The organism is Pseudoalteromonas luteoviolacea DSM 6061 (assembly GCF_001625655.1).
Taxonomy (GTDB): Bacteria; Pseudomonadota; Gammaproteobacteria; order Enterobacterales; family Alteromonadaceae; genus Pseudoalteromonas; species Pseudoalteromonas luteoviolacea.
This window is the reverse complement of sequence record NZ_AUYB01000104.1, coordinates 101,282-124,327: the sequence shown is the minus strand read 5'-3', so window position 1 is coordinate 124,327 and position 23,046 is coordinate 101,282. Positions and strand designations below refer to the sequence as shown.

The 23,046-nt window shown below is 43.0% G+C and carries 23 protein-coding genes and 1 other RNA gene; 8 read left to right on the top strand and 16 right to left on the bottom strand.

Translation table 11 applies throughout. The annotated features are described in order from the left end of the window. Window positions 1-6 precede the first annotated feature (6 nt). Window positions 7-465, bottom strand: a complete 459-nt coding sequence (mraZ, locus tag N475_RS14025; protein WP_063355531.1) for a division/cell wall cluster transcriptional repressor MraZ — start codon at window positions 463-465, stop codon at window positions 7-9. A 439-nt stretch (window positions 466-904) separates the two neighbouring features. Between mraZ and N475_RS14020 the strand changes: the two genes are divergently transcribed. Further along, entirely contained in the window at window positions 905-3,910 is a 3,006-nt protein-coding gene (locus N475_RS14020; protein ID WP_063355532.1) for a bifunctional diguanylate cyclase/phosphodiesterase, read from the top strand. 56 nt (window positions 3,911-3,966) lie between these two features. On the opposite strand, the gene N475_RS14015 is transcribed toward N475_RS14020, so the two are convergent. From N475_RS14015 to rsmI, 3 genes are all read right to left on the bottom strand, one after another. Beyond that, window positions 3,967-5,634, bottom strand: a complete 1,668-nt coding sequence (locus tag N475_RS14015) for an alkaline phosphatase (RefSeq protein ID WP_063355533.1) — start codon at window positions 5,632-5,634, stop codon at window positions 3,967-3,969. Between the two features lie 294 nt (window positions 5,635-5,928). Next, an RNA gene (rnpB, locus tag N475_RS14010) (RNase P RNA component class A) lies at window positions 5,929-6,289 on the bottom strand. Between the two features lie 47 nt (window positions 6,290-6,336). Then, window positions 6,337-7,197: a 16S rRNA (cytidine(1402)-2'-O)-methyltransferase gene (gene rsmI, locus N475_RS14005; protein ID WP_063355534.1), complete on the bottom strand. Its 861-nt coding sequence runs from the start codon at window positions 7,195-7,197 to the stop codon at window positions 6,337-6,339. 62 nt (window positions 7,198-7,259) lie between these two features. On the opposite strand from rsmI, the gene N475_RS14000 reads away from it, so the two are divergent. The 4 genes from N475_RS14000 to dolP are packed head-to-tail and all read left to right on the top strand — an operon-like array spanning window position 7,260 to window position 10,700. Continuing rightward, entirely contained in the window at window positions 7,260-9,134 is a 1,875-nt protein-coding gene (locus N475_RS14000; protein ID WP_063355637.1) for a penicillin-binding protein activator, read from the top strand. Window positions 9,135-9,180: 46 nt separating this feature from the next. Then, window positions 9,181-9,546, top strand: a complete 366-nt coding sequence (locus N475_RS13995; protein WP_063355535.1) for a YraN family protein — start codon at window positions 9,181-9,183, stop codon at window positions 9,544-9,546. Window position 9,547: 1 nt separating this feature from the next. Next, window positions 9,548-10,132 (top strand): SIS domain-containing protein, encoded by a 585-nt coding sequence (locus N475_RS13990; RefSeq protein WP_063355536.1) that lies wholly within the window; start codon window positions 9,548-9,550, stop codon window positions 10,130-10,132. A gap of 1 nt (window position 10,133) precedes the next feature. Beyond that, complete coding sequence (gene dolP, locus N475_RS13985; RefSeq protein WP_063355537.1) at window positions 10,134-10,700, top strand: division/outer membrane stress-associated lipid-binding lipoprotein; 567 nt, start codon at window positions 10,134-10,136, stop codon at window positions 10,698-10,700. Window positions 10,701-10,745: 45 nt separating this feature from the next. Here the strand turns inward: dolP and N475_RS13980 are convergent, their stop codons facing one another. The 8 genes from N475_RS13980 to zapE form a co-directional block, all read right to left on the bottom strand. After that, the gene (locus tag N475_RS13980; protein WP_063365451.1) at window positions 10,746-11,198 is read right to left on the bottom strand and encodes a ClpXP protease specificity-enhancing factor; all 453 of its coding nucleotides are present in this window, start codon (window positions 11,196-11,198) and stop codon (window positions 10,746-10,748) included. Then, on the bottom strand, window positions 11,198-11,821 hold the full coding sequence (gene sspA / locus N475_RS13975) for a stringent starvation protein SspA (RefSeq protein ID WP_063355539.1): 624 nt from the start codon (window positions 11,819-11,821) through the stop codon (window positions 11,198-11,200). Before sspA ends, N475_RS13980 begins: the two co-directional genes overlap by 1 nt. 98 nt (window positions 11,822-11,919) lie before the next feature. Further along, the gene (locus N475_RS13970) at window positions 11,920-12,657 is read right to left on the bottom strand and encodes a cytochrome c1 (RefSeq protein WP_063355540.1); all 738 of its coding nucleotides are present in this window, start codon (window positions 12,655-12,657) and stop codon (window positions 11,920-11,922) included. Next, complete coding sequence (locus tag N475_RS13965) at window positions 12,654-13,877, bottom strand: cytochrome b (protein ID WP_063355638.1); 1,224 nt, start codon at window positions 13,875-13,877, stop codon at window positions 12,654-12,656. The genes N475_RS13970 and N475_RS13965 overlap by 4 nt, the downstream gene beginning before the upstream one ends. A 101-nt stretch (window positions 13,878-13,978) precedes the next feature. Beyond that, window positions 13,979-14,569 (bottom strand): ubiquinol-cytochrome c reductase iron-sulfur subunit, encoded by a 591-nt coding sequence (petA, locus tag N475_RS13960; RefSeq protein ID WP_063355541.1) that lies wholly within the window; start codon window positions 14,567-14,569, stop codon window positions 13,979-13,981. Between the two features lie 487 nt (window positions 14,570-15,056). Beyond that, window positions 15,057-15,449 (bottom strand): 30S ribosomal protein S9, encoded by a 393-nt coding sequence (rpsI, locus tag N475_RS13955; protein WP_141685394.1) that lies wholly within the window; start codon window positions 15,447-15,449, stop codon window positions 15,057-15,059. 8 nt (window positions 15,450-15,457) lie between these two features. Next, window positions 15,458-15,886 carry a 50S ribosomal protein L13 gene (gene rplM, locus N475_RS13950; RefSeq protein WP_010386604.1) on the bottom strand — a complete coding sequence of 143 codons (429 nt, stop codon included), beginning with the start codon at window positions 15,884-15,886 and terminating at the stop codon, window positions 15,458-15,460. A 222-nt stretch (window positions 15,887-16,108) separates the two neighbouring features. Then, window positions 16,109-17,197 carry a cell division protein ZapE gene (gene zapE / locus N475_RS13945; RefSeq protein ID WP_063355639.1) on the bottom strand — a complete coding sequence of 363 codons (1,089 nt, stop codon included), beginning with the start codon at window positions 17,195-17,197 and terminating at the stop codon, window positions 16,109-16,111. Window positions 17,198-17,337: 140 nt separating this feature from the next. On the opposite strand from zapE, the gene N475_RS13940 reads away from it, so the two are divergent. From N475_RS13940 to N475_RS13930, 3 genes are all read left to right on the top strand, one after another. Continuing rightward, complete coding sequence (locus N475_RS13940; RefSeq protein ID WP_063355543.1) at window positions 17,338-17,793, top strand: Z-ring associated ZapG family protein; 456 nt, start codon at window positions 17,338-17,340, stop codon at window positions 17,791-17,793. Window positions 17,794-17,974: 181 nt separating this feature from the next. Then, entirely contained in the window at window positions 17,975-19,327 is a 1,353-nt protein-coding gene (locus tag N475_RS13935; RefSeq protein WP_063355544.1) for a DegQ family serine endoprotease, read from the top strand. A gap of 234 nt (window positions 19,328-19,561) precedes the next feature. Next, complete coding sequence (locus tag N475_RS13930) at window positions 19,562-20,503, top strand: trypsin-like peptidase domain-containing protein (RefSeq protein WP_405127430.1); 942 nt, start codon at window positions 19,562-19,564, stop codon at window positions 20,501-20,503. Between the two features lie 25 nt (window positions 20,504-20,528). Here N475_RS13930 and murA read toward each other — a convergent pair whose 3' ends face one another. From murA to N475_RS13910, 4 genes are read right to left on the bottom strand one after another with little or no spacing between them, the layout of a single operon-like run. Next, window positions 20,529-21,794: a UDP-N-acetylglucosamine 1-carboxyvinyltransferase gene (gene murA / locus N475_RS13925; RefSeq protein WP_063355546.1), complete on the bottom strand. Its 1,266-nt coding sequence runs from the start codon at window positions 21,792-21,794 to the stop codon at window positions 20,529-20,531. A 12-nt stretch (window positions 21,795-21,806) separates the two neighbouring features. Next, complete coding sequence (locus tag N475_RS13920) at window positions 21,807-22,064, bottom strand: BolA family protein (protein ID WP_063355547.1); 258 nt, start codon at window positions 22,062-22,064, stop codon at window positions 21,807-21,809. A 5-nt stretch (window positions 22,065-22,069) separates the two neighbouring features. Beyond that, on the bottom strand, window positions 22,070-22,363 hold the full coding sequence (locus N475_RS13915; RefSeq protein ID WP_405127425.1) for an STAS domain-containing protein: 294 nt from the start codon (window positions 22,361-22,363) through the stop codon (window positions 22,070-22,072). Continuing rightward, on the bottom strand, window positions 22,356-23,042 hold the full coding sequence (locus tag N475_RS13910) for an MlaC/ttg2D family ABC transporter substrate-binding protein (protein ID WP_063355549.1): 687 nt from the start codon (window positions 23,040-23,042) through the stop codon (window positions 22,356-22,358). Before N475_RS13910 ends, N475_RS13915 begins: the two co-directional genes overlap by 8 nt. Window positions 23,043-23,046 lie beyond the last annotated feature (4 nt).

Below are 23,046 nucleotides of genomic sequence, written 5' to 3'. Positions count from 1 at the left end.
TGTACTCTATAAAGAAAAACCATCAAGATCTGAACTCTCTTCTACGTCACCGCTGCGCTCAATTTCTGTATCGAGACGCATCTGTTCGTTCCAACGAGCTTCATCCCAGATCTCAAACTTATTTAAAAGACCAACCAACATGAGCTTTTTCCCAAGGTTGGCGTAATTGCGCAAAGAAGGGGCCAGCAAAATGCGACCATTTTTGTCCAATTGGTACTCTGTCGCATGTCCTAATAACATACGTTGCCATCGCCTAACACGTGGATTTGTGTTCGACAACTTGTGTAAACGTGCCTCGATATCTTGCCACTCAGAGAGCGGATATACCCACAGGCAGGGTTCATTGATCGCAATGGTACATATCACAGTGCCCATATCTTCAGACAGCAGTGATTGGCGATACTTCATTGGTATCGAAAAGCGCCCTTTGTCGTCCAAGCTAATTAGGTTTGCACCGCGGAACATACCTAAACCACCTCAACGAGTGAGAAATGTACATTTTGATCCAATTTGATCCACTTTCACCCACATTCTACCACAGTTGACAAGTCTAGGGCTTGACAAGCCTTTTTGTCAAGCTAGATAAGGGGGTTAACACCTCCTTAAATCCAGAAAAAATGAGGGCTTCAAAGAAGTTTTTGAAATGTGTGGGAAAAAATGGGAAGACTTAAAAAGTCACAACCTATAAATAAAAAATTTGCGTTTGTGTGAAATTAAATGAACAAAAAATAAAGAATAAAATCTAATCAGATTTTGGTAAAAAGTCCCAAGTATCAAACTATCAATTATGCAAATTAACGCGAAGTTTGGTGATTCGTGAACACGCGGTTATGATGTACATGTATTTACAAATTGAGACTTAATTATTCTTTATTCGACAATAAAACAACGCTTTTCTAGGTTGATGCTGTTACTGTCTTTACCGGGTTTCACACTGATACTGGCGTTATTATTTGCACAACGCGCAGACATTTTGCACATCAAAGAGCAGGATGCGATATTTTATGCCAATCAGATTGCGACTCAGCAGCGTGTAGAAATTGCAGACACACAGCAATTGCTTGGCCACCTTGCAGCAAACAAAGCATTGCTAACAACCTCAAAACAACCATGCCCGCAATTGCTCCAACACGCAAAATTACTCAATCAAGAGTTCGCAAACTTTGGGTTAGCTACACCAAATGGTCGTGTGTTTTGCTCGCTTCACCCGCTCAAAGATCCGATTAGCATCGCAGATCGCGCATATTTCTTACAGGCTATAAGAACACGTGATTTCAGTATCGGAGAGTATCAACAAGACCGCAGCATACACTCAGCAACACTCAACTTTGCGCAGCCTGTCTATCAAGATGAACAACTCCAAATGATCATCTTTGCTGTGCGTCAGCTTACAAATTGGAGTGAATCTTTATCTCATTTACCGCTGCCAGTCGGTACTCGAGTCATGATCGCAGATCACTTCGCACAAATAGTTGCAGAATTCCCCTATTCAGACAAATCACTAGGCCGTGCAGTAAGTGAGGATTGGCCTGCTAACCTGTCTCCGCGAGCAACTATCTTGGAAGATGAGAGTAACCACCATCATGTTTACTTGCGCCTGCCACTACATCAACCTCAGTCAGAGCTTAGTATTTACTTTGACTTTCCGTTTGATGACGCTTTACATGAAGTAAATAGACAATTTGGATTGATACTGCTCGCATTCTTAATGGCAGTATGCTTTTTGATATGGCTTGGGCGCCAACAACTTAGAAGCACATTGCTGCTTCCGCTTCATGATTTTAGCGAAGCCATTGGCGCACTTGCACACGGTAAAGCACTCAAATTAGATCAAAAGAACATGCCCAAAGAATTGGCGGATTTAGCAGCTCACTTTGAAACCATGGCTGGCATTCGAATCGATACTGAGCAAGAATTAAATCGCAAGCATGCTGAGTTAAATACCTTAATCAATGCTTTGCCGGATGACTTTTTACGCTTGGACAAACAGGCAAATATTTTGGACCAACATGGTCTCCGTGTCACAGGCAGACGCACTTTAAACGATATCTTTCCAACACATATCAATATTCGAATTAAGGCGGCGTTAGTTTTGCTTCAAGAGAAACCAACCACCGTATTTGAATATGCTGTAAAGGAAAAGAATCAAAGCAAGGTATATGAGATCCGCATTCACAAAATTGCTCAAATCGATGAAGCCATTTTGATCATGCGAGATATAAGTAAGAAAAAGCAACAAGAAGAAGCACTTAACCTCGCTGCATTGACATACAATAATAGTAGTGAATGCATGGTGATCACTGATGCACAGGGTTATATCCTAGACACTAACCCTGCTTTCACTAAAGTAACTGGCTATGCACAACATGAAGTGATTGGTAAAACCACCTCAATATTGAGTTCTGGTAAATACGACCCAAGTTTTTACGAACAACTTTGGCGCTCTTTGCTGTCTACTGGTAAATGGCAGGGCGAGATCATTAATAAGCGTAAAAATGGCGAGCTATACACTGAGTGGCTCACTATCGATACAGTATACGATGAGCATGGTGAAGCCTATCGCCGAGTGGGTATTTTTGCAGATATTACCGATAAGAAGCGCAAAGATGAACAATTGTGGCGTCAAAGCCATTTTGATGAACTGACGGATTTACCAAATAGGACAAGTTTGAAAAAACAGCTCAATACATTATTTGGGCTAACAAATCATAACTTTGCTGTGCTGCTCTTGGACATAGATCATTTCAAGGATATCAATGACACTTTAGGCCACTATTACGGCGACCTTTTACTTGCGCAAATTGCACAAAGGTTAAAGAAGGCCACAGAATCCGTTGCTCGCCTGACCCGGATTGGTGGTGATGAGTTTGTACTCGTTTATGATCACTGTACAGATCAAACTCAAGCGATCGAACTGGCAGAGAAAGTTCTATCCGTAATTAAAGCGCCGTTTACGCTTGCAGATGAAACTTGCTATGTGGCAGCTAGTATTGGCGTGGCATTAGCTCCCCATGATGGTAAAAACACAGAGCAATTGTTAAAAGCGGCAGATCAAGCCATGTACAAAGCCAAGCAACTTGGTCGAAACGGGTTCGCACTGTTTAGCTCTGATTTACGAGAACAAGCAGAACAACGTATATTATTACTCAAAGATATGCGCCAAGCGCTATGTGCAAATCAATTTGTCATGTACTTCCAGCCCATTGTGACAATGCAAACTATGGAGATCACCAAAGCAGAAGCACTGATCCGTTGGCAGCACCCAACAAAAGGCATCGTCAGCCCTGCTGAGTTTATACCGTTGGCCGAAGAGACCCAATTGATCCACCAACTCGGAGAAATTGCATTCACTCAAGCGGTCGATGTACTCAAGCAAACCCAGCATTTTAAAAATAAACTGCAATTGAGTATCAATGTATCTCCTGTGCAATTTAGCGCGAAACATACCACATTACTGGCTTGGCAAGGTCAACTCGCTAAGCACCAGCTAACGCCCGATATGCTCGTACTGGAAATCACAGAAGGGCTTATGATGCAAGGAGAAGGGCGCAGCCAAAAAAGGCTTACAAAGCTCATTCAACAAGGCTTTGCCATCGCGCTAGATGACTTTGGAACAGGTTATTCATCATTAGCATACTTAAAGCAAATGGATACCGAATTTATCAAAATTGACAAACGCTTTGTCGATGGCATTGAACACAATGAAGAAGACCTAGTACTTTGCGAAACAATGATTTTAATGGCACATCAACTGGGCTTGAAAGTTATTGCTGAAGGCATCGAGACAGCGACACAACACGAGTTACTCAAACAGGCTGGGTGTGACTTTGGACAGGGTTATTTTTACAGCAAACCTCTGCCTGTTGAGATGTTTATCGATCATTTAAATACACGAAATAAACAGGCTTAAAATGAAAAAGCCATTCATCTGAATGGCTTTGATTGTTTGGATTGAACAGCTTCTATTTATTCGTCTACACCCAATGCCGCCATCATCTTATTCGCAATGTCAACATGGTGCTGTAGCGTAGAAAATTGCTTTGTTACACCTTCTGGACCAAACGCGTATACAGGGACAGGCGCAGCTGTATGAGTACCCGTTCCCCACACTACGTTTTGCTGCGTCGCTACGACACGTGCAATTTTACCGGTAAAGTCTTCTGTGCCGTATACGTAGAAGTCAGAAAAGTCTTCAAAGTGTGGCAAAGGATGTCCATCATCATTGATTTCGTGAGACTCATGAATTGTAGCAGCTTGCTCAAGCGTGACAGTGTAAGGTGTATGCTTGGTAATCGCGGTTTGCCATTGCTCAGCACTGCTGTTTGCGAAATTATAGTCTCCGTCAACGTCACCCATGATGTCATAGAACGTACCCTCTTGGTTGTATAGCGTATCAAGTAGGCTTAACGCTCCAAAATTGAACTTTGGTTTGTATAGTGAATCCCCCATACCATCACCCGGCAATGCAACTGCTTCTGGCGTGTTATGATCTGAGTAACTAAAGCCAAAGCTGCCAGTCTCATGGTCAGCTGTCACAACAACCAAAGTATCGTTGCGATCTTTAACCCATTCGTGAACTGCTTCAACGGCTTCATCAAATTTAAGCAACTCGTTTAACATCCAGCCGGCATCGTTTGCATGACCAGCCCAATCAATTTGACCACCCTCAATCATCAAGAAGAAGCCATCCTCATCTTTAGCAAGGATATCTAACGCTTTAACGGTCATTTCCTTAAGGGAAGGCTGTGTACAGCTGTTTTCTTGCTGGCACTTTCTGTAAGCAATACCATCGTCCATGCCCGAATTTGCGAATAAACCTAGTAACTTGTCACCTTCAACATTCATTAACTGGGTTTTATCGAATGCCAATGCATAGCCATACTGATCTTGTGCTTGAACAACGAGGTTGTCGCTGTCTTTGCGTTTAGACTTTTTATAAACACCACTTGGCATACCAAGTTCTTCAAGCTGCTTTTGTACAGCCTCATTTGTTGCAACGTCTTGAGGCAAGAAAACACGTGCGCCACCTGATAGCATGACATCTACATTGCCAGAAGAGATTAATTCTGCTGCTATTTTATCTTCATAAGAACGGTGTGGTTGGTGTGAAGCAAATGCCGCAGGTGTCGCATGTGTAATACGAGTATCCGAAACCAAACCTGTGGCTTTGCCCATCGCTTTGGCTTTTTCTAGGATAGTTGCAACTTTATTGCCCTGAGTGTCTAGACCAATCATCTCTGAGCCAGCAGAAATGCCTGTTGCCAGCTGCGTTGCAGAACACGCTGAGTCAGTTACTAAGCTACCAGATGGACCATGAGGAGCATTCAGTGATAGCCCCAAATGCCCTGCATTGGCAAATTTCGACAGCGCAGTTTGGTTATTTTTGTCTTTGTAAACCGAGTTTGGCGCACGCTGTGCGTATTCCTCAAGTAAACCAACTTGCTGAGGGCCCATGCCGTCACCAATCATTAAAATCACATTTTTAACTGAAGTAACAGGTGTAGGTGGTACTTCTTTTACCACTTCTTTAACTACTTCAACTTCTTTGATGACCTCTACTGTTTTTGTATCATCATCGTTACAACCGGAGAGCAAGGCCGCAGACACTGCGAGCGCAACAAATTTCATTTTCATGCGAATGTTCCTAAAACGTAATCAATTGTGAGCAGCCGCAAGTCTACGTACTGAAAATGACTTTTTTATTTCAGGAACATTTCATGGTGATTACATTTTTATTCTTACATTATTGTATTTAAATGGATTAAATTTCGTTTAATGACCTGTAATAGACAGATTTAGTGCGCATTTTTAGTTTACAGAAGAAAGTCTAAATAACAGTGTATTGACGGATATTTGGTGAGTATAGATAAATTGATTTGTGATTGAATTGCTGTAACCGCTCAGACTTTGACTGAGCGGTTACAAAAATATGTGAGTTGGCCTATAAGCCGGGTTCTGTCCCTCTTACGAGGTGATAATCATTCGTCTAGGCCTAAAATCGCTCTTAGGCTCAAGCAACCTACCCGGTTCCGATGTGGGCCACACCATAAGGAACCCTATTTGGTCTTGCTCCGGGTGGAGTTTACCTTGCGACCAACTGTTACCAGTGGCCCGGTGCGCTCTTACCGCACCCTTTCACCCTTACCAACCGAAGTTGGCGGTCTTCTCTCTGCTGCACTTGTCGTGGGCTTACACCCCCCAGCCGTTAGCTGGCACCCTGCCCTGTGGAGCCCGGACTTTCCTCCCCTTGATCATTTTCGTCACAAGCAGCGATTATCCGGCCAACTCGCGGCGCATTATACCTATTTCTGATCTAAAACACAGCGGATTTTTTGGCTATTCTTCTCTTTGCGCAATAATGGCTTTGTATAACGCGTTCTTTTTAAGCCCAAAGTACTCAGCAGCAACACCACATGCCTTCTTCAATGGCATTTCTGTTTCTAATAGCGAGATCAGCTTTTGAGCTTCAGGTGTGATAGCTGCTGTTTCTTTGCCTTTACCTGGTAACATAAGTACTAATTCACCACGTTGACGCTCAGGTTCATCAGTCAGGAAAGTAATCAACTCACTGACAGGGCCGCTAAAAAACGTCTCATAGGTTTTTGTCAGCTCTTTGGCGAAAACGACCTGTTGCTGCGCACCCAAAGCGTCTGATAAATCGTTCAAACTGGCCATAATACGGTGCGTACTTTCATATATGATACTGGTTATTCCAGACTCATGTGCAGAGGTGAAAAACTGCTGCCGAGCTTGGCTTTTTGCCGGTGTAAACCCTAAGAATTGAAATTTATCCGTTGGTAGCCCTGAACAACTAACCGCAGCAATGGCAGCACAAGCCCCCGGAACTGGCGTTACTTGAGCACCAAGTTCACGGCATAAGTTCACCACTGCATATCCAGGATCGCTAATAAGGGGAGTACCAGCATCTGACACCAAGGCAATATCTTTGCCTTCATTGAGCCAATCTAAGATCTGCTGCGCTTTTTGTTTTTCATTGTGATCATGCAACGCAAAGGTTTTTGCTTTAATATTAAAGTGACTGAGTAACTTTCCTGTATGGCGAGTATCTTCTGCGGCAATTAAATCCACTTCAGCCAAAGTTTTCAGCGCCCGTTCACTGATGTCTTCTAGATTACCAATGGGCGTCGCCACGATGTAAAGGGTGCCAATTTTGTTTAGGGTTTCGGCTTTTGTCATTGAGCTCTCCAAGATCAGTCAGTAAGATATTCACATATAAAGCAATGAGTGAAGGTATACGCGTGCAACTGAAAAAAATAAGTCTAATTATGGCCATATTGTCGGGGTTATCTGCTTGTGGCACAACCCCTAATAGCACTCAACAAACTGTCAGCACGCAAACTCAGGTTAATACAGCACCAGTTGTGCAAGATATGGACGCAGTGGCACTGTTAGCTCGAGCACTTGAAAAGGATGGCGCCACTCGTATTCAGTTGCTTTACAACGCGCGCGAAGCCGCCATAACAGAACAAAACTGGCAAGTGTTAGAACAGGCCTGTATTGAGCTAGAATCAAAAGCCAGTGTGGATCATGTTCAAAATAAGCTATACGTGGCGCTTGCTCGCAAAGAGTTAGGTAAATACGAAAGTGCGCATGAAATATTGCAGAGCGTTAATGAAAAGCTCAAGCTTTCAGAGCATAAGGCCTGGCATCAATATCTTAAGGGCAGCATTTTTGCGTCACAAAAGCTGCCTAAAAAAGCACTCGTTCACTATTTTCAAAGTGCAGATATCGCGCAACAAAATACACTGGCTATTGCAGGTCTAGATGCTGAAATTTGGGCAGCATTACAACAACTCTCTTCATACGCTCTAGAGCGCTTTGATCGCGGCTCTGTAATCCAACAAGGGTGGGTAAAGCTGGCCAAATACCACCAAGTATATCTCGGCTCGACGGTTCAATTACACCAGGCTATGAATAACTGGCAAAGACGTTATAAAAATCACCCAGGCAGCTTTATTATTCCCACCAAAGTGAAGTCAGATATCAATTTAGCCCCGTATGAAGCCACAAAGCTGGCAATCCTGCTGCCGCAATCTGGCAACAGTGAGCGATTGGGGGCTGCGTTAAAAAATGGTTTTCTCGCTGCAATGGATAGAAGTAAGATCTCTGAAATCCATTTTATAGATGAAATGGATAGCGCAGAGTTGATCGAAAGAAGTCTTCAAGAAATTCAAGCCGATTTTATTATTGGTCCATTGCTAAAGTCTAATGTTGTCAAAGTTAAGCGCAGTGGCTTTATCACAAGTTCTCCCGCAATTTTCCTCAACGAAGTTGATGCATCAGAAGCTGACCGAGTGCACTCTGAGCATTTCTACTTTGCGCTCAACCCTGAACATGAGGTAGAGCAAGCGATGGTGCACTTTTTAGCAAAAGGCTATCAAAAACCTATGCTACTGGCGCCAAATACCCCAGCAGGAAAACGATTAATAGCTCATTTTGAGCAACAGTGGCAAACATTCAGTGAAACAACTCCTGAGATTGGGTTTTATTCTAACACTGAGGACATGGTCAAAGTTATTACTGAACTTTTAGAAGTGGATAGTTCTAAGACGCGTATTAAAGAGGTACGCAATTTATTTAGAAGTGAAGTTGAAAGCGAGACCCGCTCAAGGAGAGATTTAGACGCAATTTATATCCTCGGTGATGCAATCGAAACGAGATTGCTCAAGCCCTATTTGGACGTGAATGTCAGCACATTCGCAGAGCGCATTCCACTTTATGCAAGTTCACGAAGTTATAGTAAACAAATCGACAAAACAGACAAAGGCGACCTTGAAGGCCTGTACTTCACCGAATTGCCATGGATGTTGCCAGATGCGGTAAACGAGCGCAATCTGCGTGATACTTACTCAAGACTATGGCCGGAGCAAGCCGATATTGAGCAGCGCTTATTTGCCATGGCGTACGATGCACTCAATCTTATTCCTGAGCTCAAACAGCTCAGTCGCATACCGGGCAAAGAGTTTGAAGGGCTCACTGGTGCACTAAGTATTAAAGAAGCCAATCAAATTCACAGAAAGCTTATTTGGGCGCAATATCATAAAAATAAAATTCGCCTAGTTAGCCTAGATGAGCGTCCACCGACGCCGTTATTTATGCAAAATACGGAGTAAGAATACAAACTAATGTAAGCGTAGTGCAATAGACAAGGACACTCAGATGTTAAAAGGATTTTTTAGTAATACGCGAGAAAAAGGACAGCACTTTGAAGTAATTGCGGAACAATATTTGGTTAAACAGGGTCTTAAGCCTGTAACTCGCAATTACTTATGCCGTTTTGGTGAAATTGATCTGATAATGAAAGATCTCAATACATGGGTATTTGTAGAGGTTAAATACCGTAAAGCAACAACTTATGGTGGTGCAATCAATGCACTGTCAGTTAAAAAGCAACAATGTCTAAGGCGTAGTATTTATCAATATACGCAAGATTTTGCCTTGCATAATCCCGCGCTACGCGTAGACTTTGTTGCAATACAGGGGAGTAGTCCCCACGCTATACAATGGATAAAGAACGTTTTTTAATATGCAAGAATCTATCAAAGCCATCTTTACCGAGAGTATACAGGCACAAATCGCTGCCGGAGAAGCCGTTGCAGAGCAATTAGAAGCTGCGGCCTATGTCATATCGCAAACACTCATTAATGGAAATAAATTAATTTGTTGCGGTGTGCCCAGCAGTCATATGCTTGCTGAGCATTTTGCCAGTTTACTTATCAACTTCTATGAAACAGAACGACCTTGCTTGCCAGCTTTGACGCTAAGCCAGTCTAATGTCAATTTAAGTGGTCAGGCACCTGGTACGCACCATGAGCTGTTTGCAAGACAAATTAGAGCTGTGGCGCAAGAGGGTGACTTACTATTTGCTATTGCGGTCAACGGCAACGAGAAAGAGGTTATAAGTGCGGTTGAGTCAGCCCTAACCAAAGACCTAAAGGTCATAGCCTTAACAGGCAATGATGGTGGAGAGTTAACCGGTTTGTTAGGCCCAAATGACGTTGAGATCCGTATGCCAAGTAAGCGTGCGAGTCGAATACTTGAGTCTCACCTATTTACAATACACTGCCTTAGTCAGCTTATTGATAATATTCTTTTCCCTCAGGATGATTAGTATGTACTTTAGAGCCATCTTGTTACTTTCAGCTATCTTATTTCTTCAAGGGTGTGCTGTTGCTGTAGTAGCTGGCACTGCCAGTGCTGTCTCTGCTGCAAATGATAGACGCTCCATCGGTTCTCAAATTGACGATAACAGCATAGAGATAAAAGCGACACTTGCGTTGAAACAGATTCCACGCCTCGCTAAACACGCAAACATTAATGTTGTCAGTGTCAACGGCACGGTGTTGCTTACAGGCCAAGTTGCCAATGCAGAAATGCGCTCAGAAGCGACCAGTGCAGTCAATAAAGTAATGGGTGTTAAGCGTTTACTCAATCAAATACGGATTGGAAGCAATATTGGTCTTTCGACACAAACTCACGATACTTGGCTAACATCAAAAGTGAAAACCCAGTTACTTGCCAACGATAATGTCAATGGCAGTAATATCAAAGTAATAACCGAAAACTCTGAAGTATTTCTAATGGGTATGGTCGACAAAGACGAGGCTGATAAAGCCGTTAATATTGCGCGTAACATTCATGGTGTTGAAAAGGTAATTAAAGCCTTTGAATACCTTTAAGAAAAAATAGCCAAAAAAGAAAAACCTGCATTTGCAGGTTTTTTATTACTTGATTACGCGTAAGTGAGCACCCTTTTTGGGCTTATCTTCACTTGAGCTCGGCTCTTGCTGCTGAGACGGTGACGTCTCTTCTTCAACAGTGGATTGAGCCTCAGACTCTTCAATGTCTTGAGTATACTCTTCTTCTATATTGGATTCAGAGAAGATTGTACCTTCGCCATTTTCCCTTGCATAAATAGCAAGTACAGCACCAACAGGTACAAATACCTGCATTGGTTGACCTGAAAAGCGAGCGTGAAAGCTTAATGCGTCGTTATCCATTGTGAAGTTATTAGCTGCACTAGGACTCACATTCAGTACAATTTGCCCATCTTGAACAAATTGTACTGGTACTTGGACCTGCGGATAATTTGCATTGACCACAATATGTGGCGTGCATTGATTATCCACAATCCAATCGTAAAACGCCCTAAGTAAATAAGGTCGGTTAGATGTCATTAGCTACGAATCTCGCGCTCAACATCAGTCAATGACGCTTGGAAAGATTCACGTTCAAATAAACGTAACATGTAATCTTTCAATTCGCTTGCACCACTGCCGTTTAGCTCAATACCAAGTTGAGGTAAACGCCATAATAGAGGCGCCATGAAACAATCAACCAAGCTGAACTCTTCACTCATGAAGTAAGGCGCTTCACCAAAGATAGGCGCTACAGCAAGCAATGCTTCAGTAAGCTCTTTTCGAGCACCCTCTGCATCATTTCCAGTCATAATTCTGTCTGCGAGGCTGTACCAGTCGCTTTCAATGCGGTGCATCATTAAGCGGCTACGGCCACGCATTACTGGGTATACTGGCATTAACGGTGGATGCGGGAAACGCTCATCCAAATACTCCATAATGATATTTGCCTGATACAAGCCTAATTCGCGGTCGATTAGGGTTGGTACAGTACCATATGGGTTAATTTCGTGCAGCGCTTCTGGCAAGTTGTCCTTTTCAGCCAGATGAATATCAACACTTACACCTTTTTCTGCTAAAACGATACGTACCTGATGGCTATACATACAGTTTGCACCAGAAAAAAGAGTCATAACTGGGCGCTTGTTGGCAGCTACGGCCATGCCTACCTCCATAAAATAATCACAAAGTAATCAAATCACTTTAAACAGCAATAGGGGCCTACGCCCCTATTGCCTATAATCACCATTGAGTGTTCAAATTAATGAACGTCTCTCCAGTACTCTTTCTTCAATAAGAAAGCTAAGATGAAGAAGATTACCAAGAATCCGAGCACTTTGATACCTATTGCCTCAGATTCTAACCGCGAAGGTTCACCCACATACGCTAAAAAGTTAGTGAGATCTCTTGCTGCTTGGTCATATTCGTCGTCACTCATCTCACCGGAGCCGTCAGTTTCGACACCCACAATTTTGGTTACAGTTTCACCATTTTCAACCACTTCTTCAGTGATCGGAGTCGGTAACCCCTGTAGTTCCTGAAGAACATGAGGCATCCCCACCAGTGGGAATACAACATTGTTTACGCCAAAAGGCCGAGACTCATCTTTATAAAATGACTTTAAGTAGGTGTAGATATAATCAGGTGACTTAACACGTGATATCAATGTAAGGTCAGGTGGCGCAGCACCAAACCACTTCGCAGCATCCTCTTCAGACATAGCATTAAGAATGTGCGAACCCACTTTAGAGTCATCAAAAATTAACGTTTCTTTGCCTATTTCAACAGGTATACCAATGTCACGAAAAGTACGCTCGTAACGCTGATACTGCATCTGGTGGCAGCCCAAGCAGTAATTCATAAACAACTTGGCGCCACGTTGCAAAGACGCATTATCCCTCAGGTCAATGTTAGCATCCATCAAAGGAACTGTTGGACCTGCTGCCATTGTTAAGGTTGGCAACAATGCGAATAAACCGATCAATAGCTTTTTCATCATTTCGTCAACCTCGTTGGTAGTGGCTTAGTTACTTCGTTCTTGGAGTATACATATAGCAATACGAAGAACATGAAATACGTCACAGTACAGATTTGAGACAGAATCGTCGAAAACACCGTTTGTGGTGTCGCACCTGCCCAACCCAAGATTAAGAAGGTCACAACAAACTGAGCAATGTTCAATTTGTGCCAAATACTGCGATAACGGATTGAGCGAACTTTACCTCTGTCTAGCCACGGTAACAGTGCCAGCACAACAATCGATGCGCCCATCGCCACTACACCAGCTAGTTTATCAGGAATAGCACGTAAAATCGCATAGAAAGGCGTAAAATACCACACAGGGAAAATATGCTCTGGCGTTTTAAGTGGATTTGCAGCTTCAAAGTTCGGTGCTTCTAAGAAGAAACCATTCATTTCGGGCATAAAGAACACAACCCAACAGAACAAAATTAAAAACCCAGCAACTCCCAAAATATCTTTAACCGTGTAATACGGGTGGAATGGGATTGCATCAACCACATCTTTCTTGTTGGTGTAATACTCATGGAATTTAAATTTAGGCTTATCTTCTTCTGCTACGGAGCCTTTCTTACGTTTAATCTCAATCCCATCAGGGTTATTTGAGCCCACTTCGTGTAGGGCAACAATGTGTAAGAAAACGAGAATAACCAACACTAAAGGAAGCGCAATCACGTGCAGCGCGAAAAATCGGTTTAACGTTGCACCAGAGATAACATAATCACCTCGGATCCAAAGCGTTAAGTCCTCACCAATAACAGGAATAGCACCAAACAATGAGATGATAACCTGTGCGCCCCAGAATGACATTTGCCCCCAAGGTAATAAGTAACCCATAAATGCTTCAGCCATCAACGCAAGGAAGATAAGCATTCCAAATAGCCACAGTAGCTCTCTGGGCTTTTGGTAGGAACCATAAATCATTCCGCGGAACATATGCAGATACACGACAACGAAAAAGGCCGATGCTCCTGTGGAGTGGAGATACCGCAGTAACCAGCCATATTCAACATCACGCATGATATACTCTACCGAGGCAAACGCACCTTCAGCAGAGGGCACAAAGTTCATCGTTAACCAAATACCCGTCACAATTTGATTAACTAACACCAAGATGGCCAAAGAACCAAATAGATACCAAAAATTAAAATTCTTAGGTGCAGGGTACTGTGCAATATGCATATTCCAGACGCGAGTCATTGGAATACGATCATCAATCCAATTAACCACTGAACTCACAATGCCACCTGATTTTGCAGCTGTATCTACAGCAACTGTTTGTTCTTCGATTTTATCAGCCATTACGCAACCTCCTCTTCTTCACCCACTAAAATAGTGGTGTCATCTAGGAAGGTGTATGGCGGTATTTCTAGATTCAAAGGTGCTGGCACGTTTTGGAAAACTCGACCAGCCATATCGAACTTAGAACCATGACACGGACAGAAGAAACCATCTGTAGTGCCCTCGACTTTTTCGCCAAATCCACCGTTCATAAATGTTGGAGAACAACCCAAGTGGGTACAGATCCCAACCGCAACGAATATCTCTTCTCGTTGAGAACGATAACTGTTCTTTGCCGAGTCAAGCTGTTGAGCTTCATCGGAATTTGGGTCACGAAGTTGACCTTCGTGTTGTTTCATTTGTTCTAGCATTTTTGGTGTGCGATAGATCACCCATACAGGTTTACCTCGCCACTCAACACGAATTAATTGTCCAGGCTCAAGTTTGCTAATGTCCACTTCTACAGGAGCCCCTGCAGATTTAGCACGCTCACTTGGATTCCAAGACGCAATAAAAGGAACAGCAGCTCCAGCCGCACCAACGCCACCTACGACAGAGGTAGCGATAGTTAAAAAGCGACGTCGGCTGTTGTCTACAGGCGCATTGCTCATCCACTTATCTCCACTATGATCCTCAACACTTGCTATATTGAGAACATCAGTTACAGCAGGTTAATTTTAAGATATTTCAAAATAGACGCGATCATAAGTAAAATCCCTATATGTAACAGGGTTATTACTATTCCACTTTAGGTGCTATTAAAGTGATAATTACTTCAAATAACAGCCAAAATTAGAAACGACAGGTTATGATATGACGTCTTGCTCTACGATTCTCTGACCAAGATCAACCTCTGCCTAAATCAACAGAAAATTAATTGGTTCAAATCGCGAATAATTTACTTGCCATGCAAGTGTAGCAAAAAATTTGATGGTTAAACGTTCAACAATATTAATTTTTAGAGTTTTTTGAAAGTTTATTAAGTAGCGGAGTGGAAATTAGCCATTGGTGTGGACAGCTCAAATGCAATCATAACCTTTCGGAAAACAAAAAACCCAGCACAAGGCTGGGTTTTTGCAAATTCTGAAACGTAATAAATTAACGTTTTGAGAACTGTGTCTTCTTACGTGCTTTCTTAAGACCAACTTTCTTACGTTCAACGCGACGAGCGTCACGAGTAACAAAGCCAGCTTTACGTAGAGTTGGACGTAGTGACTCGTCAAACTCCATTAGTGCACGAGTGATACCGTGGCGGATTGCGCCAGCTTGACCAGTCATACCACCACCTTCAACAGTGATGTAAAGGTCAAACTTCTCTGTCAGTTCAACTAGCTCAAGTGGCTGACGAACAACCATGCGAGAAGTTTCACGACCGAAGTACTCTTCGATAGAACGCTGATTAATTACGATGTTGCCAGTGCCTGGGCGTAAGAATACGCGAGCACTTGAACTTTTACGACGACCTGTACCGTAGTATTGATTTGCCATGATAGTGCTCCTTAAATGTCTAGAACCTGAGGCTGTTGTGCCGCATGGTTGTGCTCGTTACCAGCGTAAACTTTAAGTTTACGGAACATTTCACGACCTAGAGGACCGCGAGGTAACATGCCTTTAACTGCTTTTTCGATGATCATTTCAGGCTTTTTAGCTTGAAGTTTTTCAAAGTTAACAGACTTAAGACCACCTGGGTAACCAGAGTGAGCGTAATACATTTTGTCCTGAGCTTTGTTACCAGTTACAGTAACTTTCTCAGCGTTGATAACGATGATGTAATCACCAGTGTCAACATGTGGAGTGTACTCAGCCTTGTGCTTACCGCGAAGGCGAGAAGCGATTTCAGTAGCAATACGACCTAAAGTTTTACCTTCAGCGTCAACTACGTACCAGTCACGTTTTACAGTTTCTGGTTTAGCAACAAACGTTTTCATTTATAAAATCCAAAGTTTTCAGTTAAAACCACAGGTAGTCAGAGGACTACCGCTCTACTAATGGTGCTTCAACCCCTTCGAGTTTAAGACTTTTTTGCCGCTCAAGTCGGTGGCTAAGCCGACGAGGGCTATAGAACGCAACGTGGCAGGCCGCGGATTATAGCAAGGGTAGTTAGGAAAAACCAGCACGTGGCTGATTTTTCCGCCAGAAATATTAAGTGATTATGCCAGGTGTTCTCTGGAAAGGTATTCTAATGACTGCATCTCTTGTAATCGACTGATACAACGCTTAAATTCGAAGTTCAAAGTGCCCTCAGTATAAATCTCATCAATAGGTGCCTGTGAGGATATAATCAAGGTTACATTGCGCTCATAAAACTCATCCACTAGCGCAATAAAACGCCTTGCAGCATCATCATTCGACTGGCCCATCTGTTTCACATTAGAAAGGATAACAGTATTGTATAAGCGGCTTATCTCCATATAGTCTACCTGTGAGCGCGCCGTTTCACATAGCTGGGTAAAATCAAACATCGCAATGCAATCTGACACTTTACGGGTTTTAATCATCCGCCCTTCAATCTCTATTTCCGCATCAAGCACACCAGGCTCAGGTGACAATTTATCAAAATACTCAAATAAATTACTGTCAGCTTGTTCGTCCAATGGGCTGTGAAATATTTCTGCAGACTCCAACGTTCGCAAACGATAATCGATACCGGAGTCTACATTCACCACTTCTGTGTTTGCTTTCACTAAAGCAATGGCAGGCAGGAATCGAGCTCTTTGCAAGCCATTACGGTACAACTCGTCAGGTACAATATTTGACGTTGCAACTAGCACAATGCCACGCTCGAACAGTGCTTCCATGAGCCCACCTAACAACATGGCGTCCGTAATATCTTGCACAAAAAACTCATCAAAACAGATGATGTCTGTTTCAGATTTAAAAATATCTGCCACCACATTCAGTGGGTTTTTCACTTCATTTAGTTTTTTCAACTCATCATGGACTCGATGCATAAAGCGGTGAAAATGCACTCTCATCTTCCTATCGCTTGGTAATGCCTCGTAAAAAGTATCCACTAAATACGTCTTGCCTCGGCCTACTCCTCCCCAAAAATACAGGCCCTTTACCGGCTCAACATGCTTTTTACCAAATAATTTTGCAAAAAAGCCCGTTGGCTGCTCTGGCTGAGCAATCAAGTCTTCATACAATCTTTGCAAATGCTTTACCGCATTCTCTTGCGCACTGTCGTATTGAAAGTCATCTCTTTTAAGGTCTTGTTGGTATTTTTCCCAAGGCGTCATCATATTTTTTATTGAACTGAGCAGTTTTCTTTGTCGAGTATATTAACACGCATCCATTCTCAGCGTATATTTAAGCTATCGATAGATGTGGTATTTTTAGCAAAGAACATAGGTGGCTTTCACCTTATACAGGAGTATGTATGACAACAATCGCATGGTTGGGTTTATTGATCATCGTAGCGATCTGCGCATTTTTCTTAGGTTCACAGTTCACTAAGAAACAGTTTAAACACGAAGAAATAGAGCAACAAGCCAAACAGGCAGAACAGAATTTGGAGCAGTATCGCCAAGATGTTGCGGATCATTTAGCCAATACCAAAAAGCTGGTTGGCAAAATGCAAGACAACTACAGTCAATTGCTTCAGCATGTAGAAGAGACAAATCAGTTGTTGATCGAAGAAAAGCGAAAAGCGCCAAGCGAACCATTTTTCTCAAAAGAAACAACGGAACAGCTACAAGCATCACTGCGTGCAAGACCCGAGAAACGCCGCAGTGAAGAGTATGCTCAAAATAATCCACCGATGGATTATGCAGAAGGCGAAAGTGGTTTATTTACCGGAGATCGTTCAAAAACCGAGCAAATAAATACGCCTTGATGAACTTTTTTTTGACCCCATAGTCTGTAGAAATAATTACCGAAAAAATTGAGCAGGGTTCACCCTGCTCATGGACTTAATCAGCTTAGTGCGCTCCAGAGAAGGCTATAGCTATACATTTTATGGCTAATTTGTGCATTAAAGTTGAACCATCGCTGTAATATAGGAGAATTTCCAGACTATGAAATTAAAATTAACTTTATTATCCGCAGCGCTTTTATCTTCTAGCTTGCTTTTAATCCCCACTTCCTCTGAAGCAAAGCTACCCGTTGCGGTTGATGGACAACAACTTCCGACCTTAGCACCAATGTTAGAACGCGTAACACCCGGTGTTGTAAGTATTCAAGTTTCAGGCGCAAAAGAAGTACGCCGTCGTGTAGACCCCTTCGATTTCTTTTTCGGCAACCCGGCACCAAGAACACAAAAGCGCCCATTTAGCGGATTGGGTTCTGGTGTAATTATTGACGCAGATGAAGGGTATGTAGTCACAAACAATCACGTTATTGACGAAGCCGACAACATCGTTGTGACTCTGAAAGATGGACGCGAGTTTAAAGCTAAATTAATAGGTGCAGATAAAGAGTCGGACGTTGCCTTGTTACAAATCGACAATGATGACTTAACTGAAGTTAAACTCGCCAATTCTGACAAACTGCGTGTGGGTGACTTTTCAGTAGCCATAGGTAACCCATTTGGTCTGAGCCATACTGTAACCTCCGGCATTGTCAGTGCATTAGGTCGAAGCGGGCTAAACATCGAGGGCTACGAAGACTTTATTCAAACCGATGCAGCCATAAATCAGGGTAACTCAGGTGGTGCACTGGTAAACCTAAACGGAGAGTTAATCGGTATTAATACCGCCATATTGGGCGCATCAGGTGGCAACGTAGGTATCGGTTTCGCTATCCCATCCAATATGATGAAAAACCTCGTTGACCAAATCATCGAATATGGACAAGTCCGCCGAGGTTCGCTTGGCATTGTTGGCCGTACCCTCAACGCTGGCCTCGCAGAGGCTCAGGGCTTTGATGTCAAACAAGGCGTTTTTGTACAAGAAGTCACGCCTGATTCAGCCGCTGCTGAAGCAGGTATCAAAGCAAACGATGTAATTACACGTATTGATGGTGACAAAATTGAAAGTTTCGAAGAGCTTCGTGGCAAAATAGCCACATTAGGTGAAGGGCGTGAAATTGAAATTAGCATTCACCGAGATGGCAGAAATCGTACTTTAGATGTCAAACTGCAGGGTCAAAATGAGCGTCAAGCGCAAGCCGACCGCATTCATCCAAGCTTAAGAGGCGCCGTTTTAGAAAGCAGCGAGCGCAATGGCAACCAAGGTATCGTGGTAGTCAGTGTTGAAGAACGCTCACCTGCTGCCCGAGTTGGCCTACAAGAAGGTGATGTGATCATGCAAGTGAATAGACAAAGAGTGACCACGGTTAGAGATATGAAGCGTCTTATTGATGATATTCAAGGTAACATCGTACTTGGGATCAAACGCGGTAGAGACTCTGTATTCTACTTAATTCAGTAATCCACCCAAAAAATTTTCAAGATTTTCGCAGCGGCACTTGTCGCTGCGTTGTTTTATGTCATCATATCTTTTATAGCAAACAAACGTGAATAATAATAAACCGTGCTTCAAATTATCAAAACTGTGTTGCCTCCAATTACGGCAGGACTGGGAATTGCCCTCCTCATCCTATGGTTGATCCCAGAGTTTAGAACCAAAGCGGGTAATCTCAATGTGCCTTACACTGTGCAGCAGATGAGCTTTGCCAATGGTGTAAGTAAAGCGGCGCCTGCCGTCGTCACAATTTTTTCAGAAAGCTTTAGCCAAGTACCTAGGTTTAAACGACAAAACCGCATACAAGAGTTGGGTTCTGGCGTCATTATGACCGCTGATGGCTACATTCTCACCAACTACCACGTAATTAATAATGCGGATCAAATTATGGTATTGTTGCCTGACGGCAGGCAATATTATGGGGTGCTTATTGGCTTCGATACCATTACTGATCTGGCTGTACTGAAAGTTAACGAAGAGCATTTACCTGTTATCCCTGTCAATGATAACGTCGCGCCTAGAGTTGGAGACGTCGTGCTTGCAATCGGTAACCCCCTTAACCTCGGTCAAACCATCACTCAAGGTATCATCAGTGCAACAGGTAAACAGTCTTTGACCGATAGCCAATACAACAGCTTGCTACAAACCGACGCTGCTGTAAATGTTGGTAATTCAGGCGGCGCATTGGTCAATTCCAATGGGGTCTTAGTTGGTATCACTTCTGCTCAGTTCACTACCCGTTATAATATCGATATTGAAGGCATTTCTTTCGCAGTCCCATACAGTTTGGCGAAAGACGTCATGACAAAAATTATTGAAGATGGAAGAGTTATTCGAGGTTATTTAGGCTTTGTAGGTTCAGCTGTTGGCAATGATGGACAGCTGATAACTGACGTGTATACACCGATAATGGGCCTTAGGATAAGCGAACTAGACCCACTAGGGCCAGCCTGGCAAGCAGGAATGAAAGATGGTGATATCGTCACCAAAGTAGCAGGCAAAGGGATCACAAACCCGCAACAGACCTTGCGCACGATTGGCAATACTGAACCGGGAACGGCTTTGGAGTTTGAAGTTAATCGCAATGGTGAAGTATTGATTTTCATGGTGGAAGTCGCTGAACTAGAAACTCCCCTCTATTAAAAAAAGCGAGCTTAGCTCGCTTTTTTTAATTATGTTTACGTTTAATATTAGCGCCCAAACGACTCAGCTTATCTTCAATTTTTTGATAGCCTCGATCCACGTGATAAATACGGTCAACGATCGTTTCACCCTCAGCCACAATACCTGTCAGGATAAGGCTCGCTGAAGCGCGCAGATCCGTAGCCATCACCTGAGCACCAGATAAGTGCTTAGTCTCATCACATATTGCAGTGTTGCCCTCTAAACGAATGTTTGCACCCATACGCTGTAATTCAGGTACGTGCATAAACCGATTCTCGAATATCGTTTCAGTGATAGTTGCACTGCCATTGGCAACAACATTCAATGCCGTAAATTGAGCTTGCATGTCTGTTGGGAAGCCAGGATGAGGCATAGTTTTGATGTTTACCGCTTTAAGCTCTCTGTCTTTCATGCTTACAAAGATGCTATCGTCACTCACTTCAACCATGGCATTGGCTTGGCGGAGCTTTTCCAAAACAGGCTCCAAGCTTGAGTGATCCGTGTTGCGACATAAAACCTCGCCCTTACTCATTGCAGCGGCAACTAAGAAAGTCCCAGTTTCAATACGGTCAGGGAGGATTTTATGCTCACACCCAGCAAGTGATTCAACCCCTTGAATCTCTATACGACTTGAACCTGCACCACTTATTTTTGCGCCCATAGCAATAAGGCACTCTGCCAAATTGATTATCTCTGGCTCTCGTGCCGCATTTTCTAGGACAGTCGTGCCATCTGCTAATGTAGCGGCCATTAACAAGTTTTCAGTTGCACCTACAGACACCGTCTCCATAATGATTTCGGCACCTTGTAACCTTCTTCCTGTTGGTGTTTGCGCATTAATATAACCATTTTCAACGCTAATTTGAGCACCCATTTTTTCTAGGCCAGAGATGTGCAGGTCAACTGGTCTTGCCCCTATTGCACAACCACCAGGTAACGATACTTGTGCCTGACCAAATCGGGCTAAAAGAGGTCCTAATGCAAGTACCGAAGCACGCATTTGCTTAACTAATTCATAAGGCGCTAAGACTTTATCTACAGTAGAGCCATCAACTTCTAACAGCTCTCCTCGCCATGAAACATCTGCGCCTAGAGTTCTTAATAGCGCTTCTGTTGTCACAATATCGCGAAGTTGTGGCACGTTGCTAAAAGTACTTTTGCCATCAGCAAGTAAAGCTGCAAATAAGATAGGTAGAGCCGCATTCTTGGCTCCAGAAATAGTGACTTCACCGTTTAAAGTGGTGCCACCTTGGATAACAAACTGATCCATTGTGGCTCCTACTTATTGTGGCAAAATGAATTTTTGTTCGCGCTGCCACTCGCTGGGAGTAAATGCTTTTATACTGACCGCATGCATGGTGCCGTCTTTGATAACTTCCATCAAAGGTGCGTAGACCATTTGCTCTCTTTTAACACGTCTTAATCCATCAAAACACGCTCCAACCGCAATCACTTCATAATGACTACCATTGGCTTTCACTTTTACCTCATCTAAGGTCAAAGATTGTTGTAATACCGTTTCGACTTGACTAGTTTCCATTGGACTCACTCAAATAAGTTCGTGACCTGCCCCAATTCCATTAAATTTTGTAATTGTTCAGGTCTGTTCTTTAACTCAAGGCGAACGCCTTGTCGTTTCAATTTGCCTAAAGAGTGAATTAACCAAGCTAAACCCGCGGTGTCAACCCTTGAGACCTCACAAAGGTCAAAATAGAGCTCTGACTGCGCATTTTCTAACAATTGATTAAGAAGTGATTCATTTACCAGCGTGTCACGGGTCAATTCACCCGTGACAGAAATCGTATCCTCAGTTACTTTTTTAAACTGCAGATTAGGCATTACCATCGTCCCCTCTAAACTGCACTGGCAACTTACTTTTCTTGTCTAAAAGCGTGATTACGTGTTCAATGCCTTGTTGGCGTAAAATACCATGAAGCTCGCTTTGTTTTGCATCCAGTAAACTGATCCCTTCAGCCATCATATCGAAAGCACGCCACTCACCATTTTTGTTTTTGCGCACTTTAAAATCAATTTTTATATCAGGCTTTCCGTCTTCCACAATCTTAGTTTTAACTGTAGCAACAGATTGAGAACCTATCGCACGTGGGGCCTCAAATTCAACTTTCTGATCTGTATATTGTGTAAATACTCCTGCATATGTCGCTACCAAGTATGCTTTAAACACCTCTATGAACGCTTTGATATTCTGAACGGCTTGTGCCTTTTCCTTTTTGTCTTTAATCGTGCGAACTTTTTGAATGTAGCTTCCGAGAACACGGTAAGCGGCATATTTATAATCAATGTACGGCAATAACTCTTGCTCGACGATCAATCTCAAATGCTCTTTGTCTTTTGTGATAATTGCTTGATCACGCGCTACGCGCTTAAACGTATTATCAGCGACTTGTTGAACCATTTTGTATGGGTCACTCAAATCAACGCTCTCAGCTTGTGCGGAGTGTGTCCAAATTGACAGCGTCAATAGCGAGAAAATAAAGAAAACATAGTTTTTTAACATGATG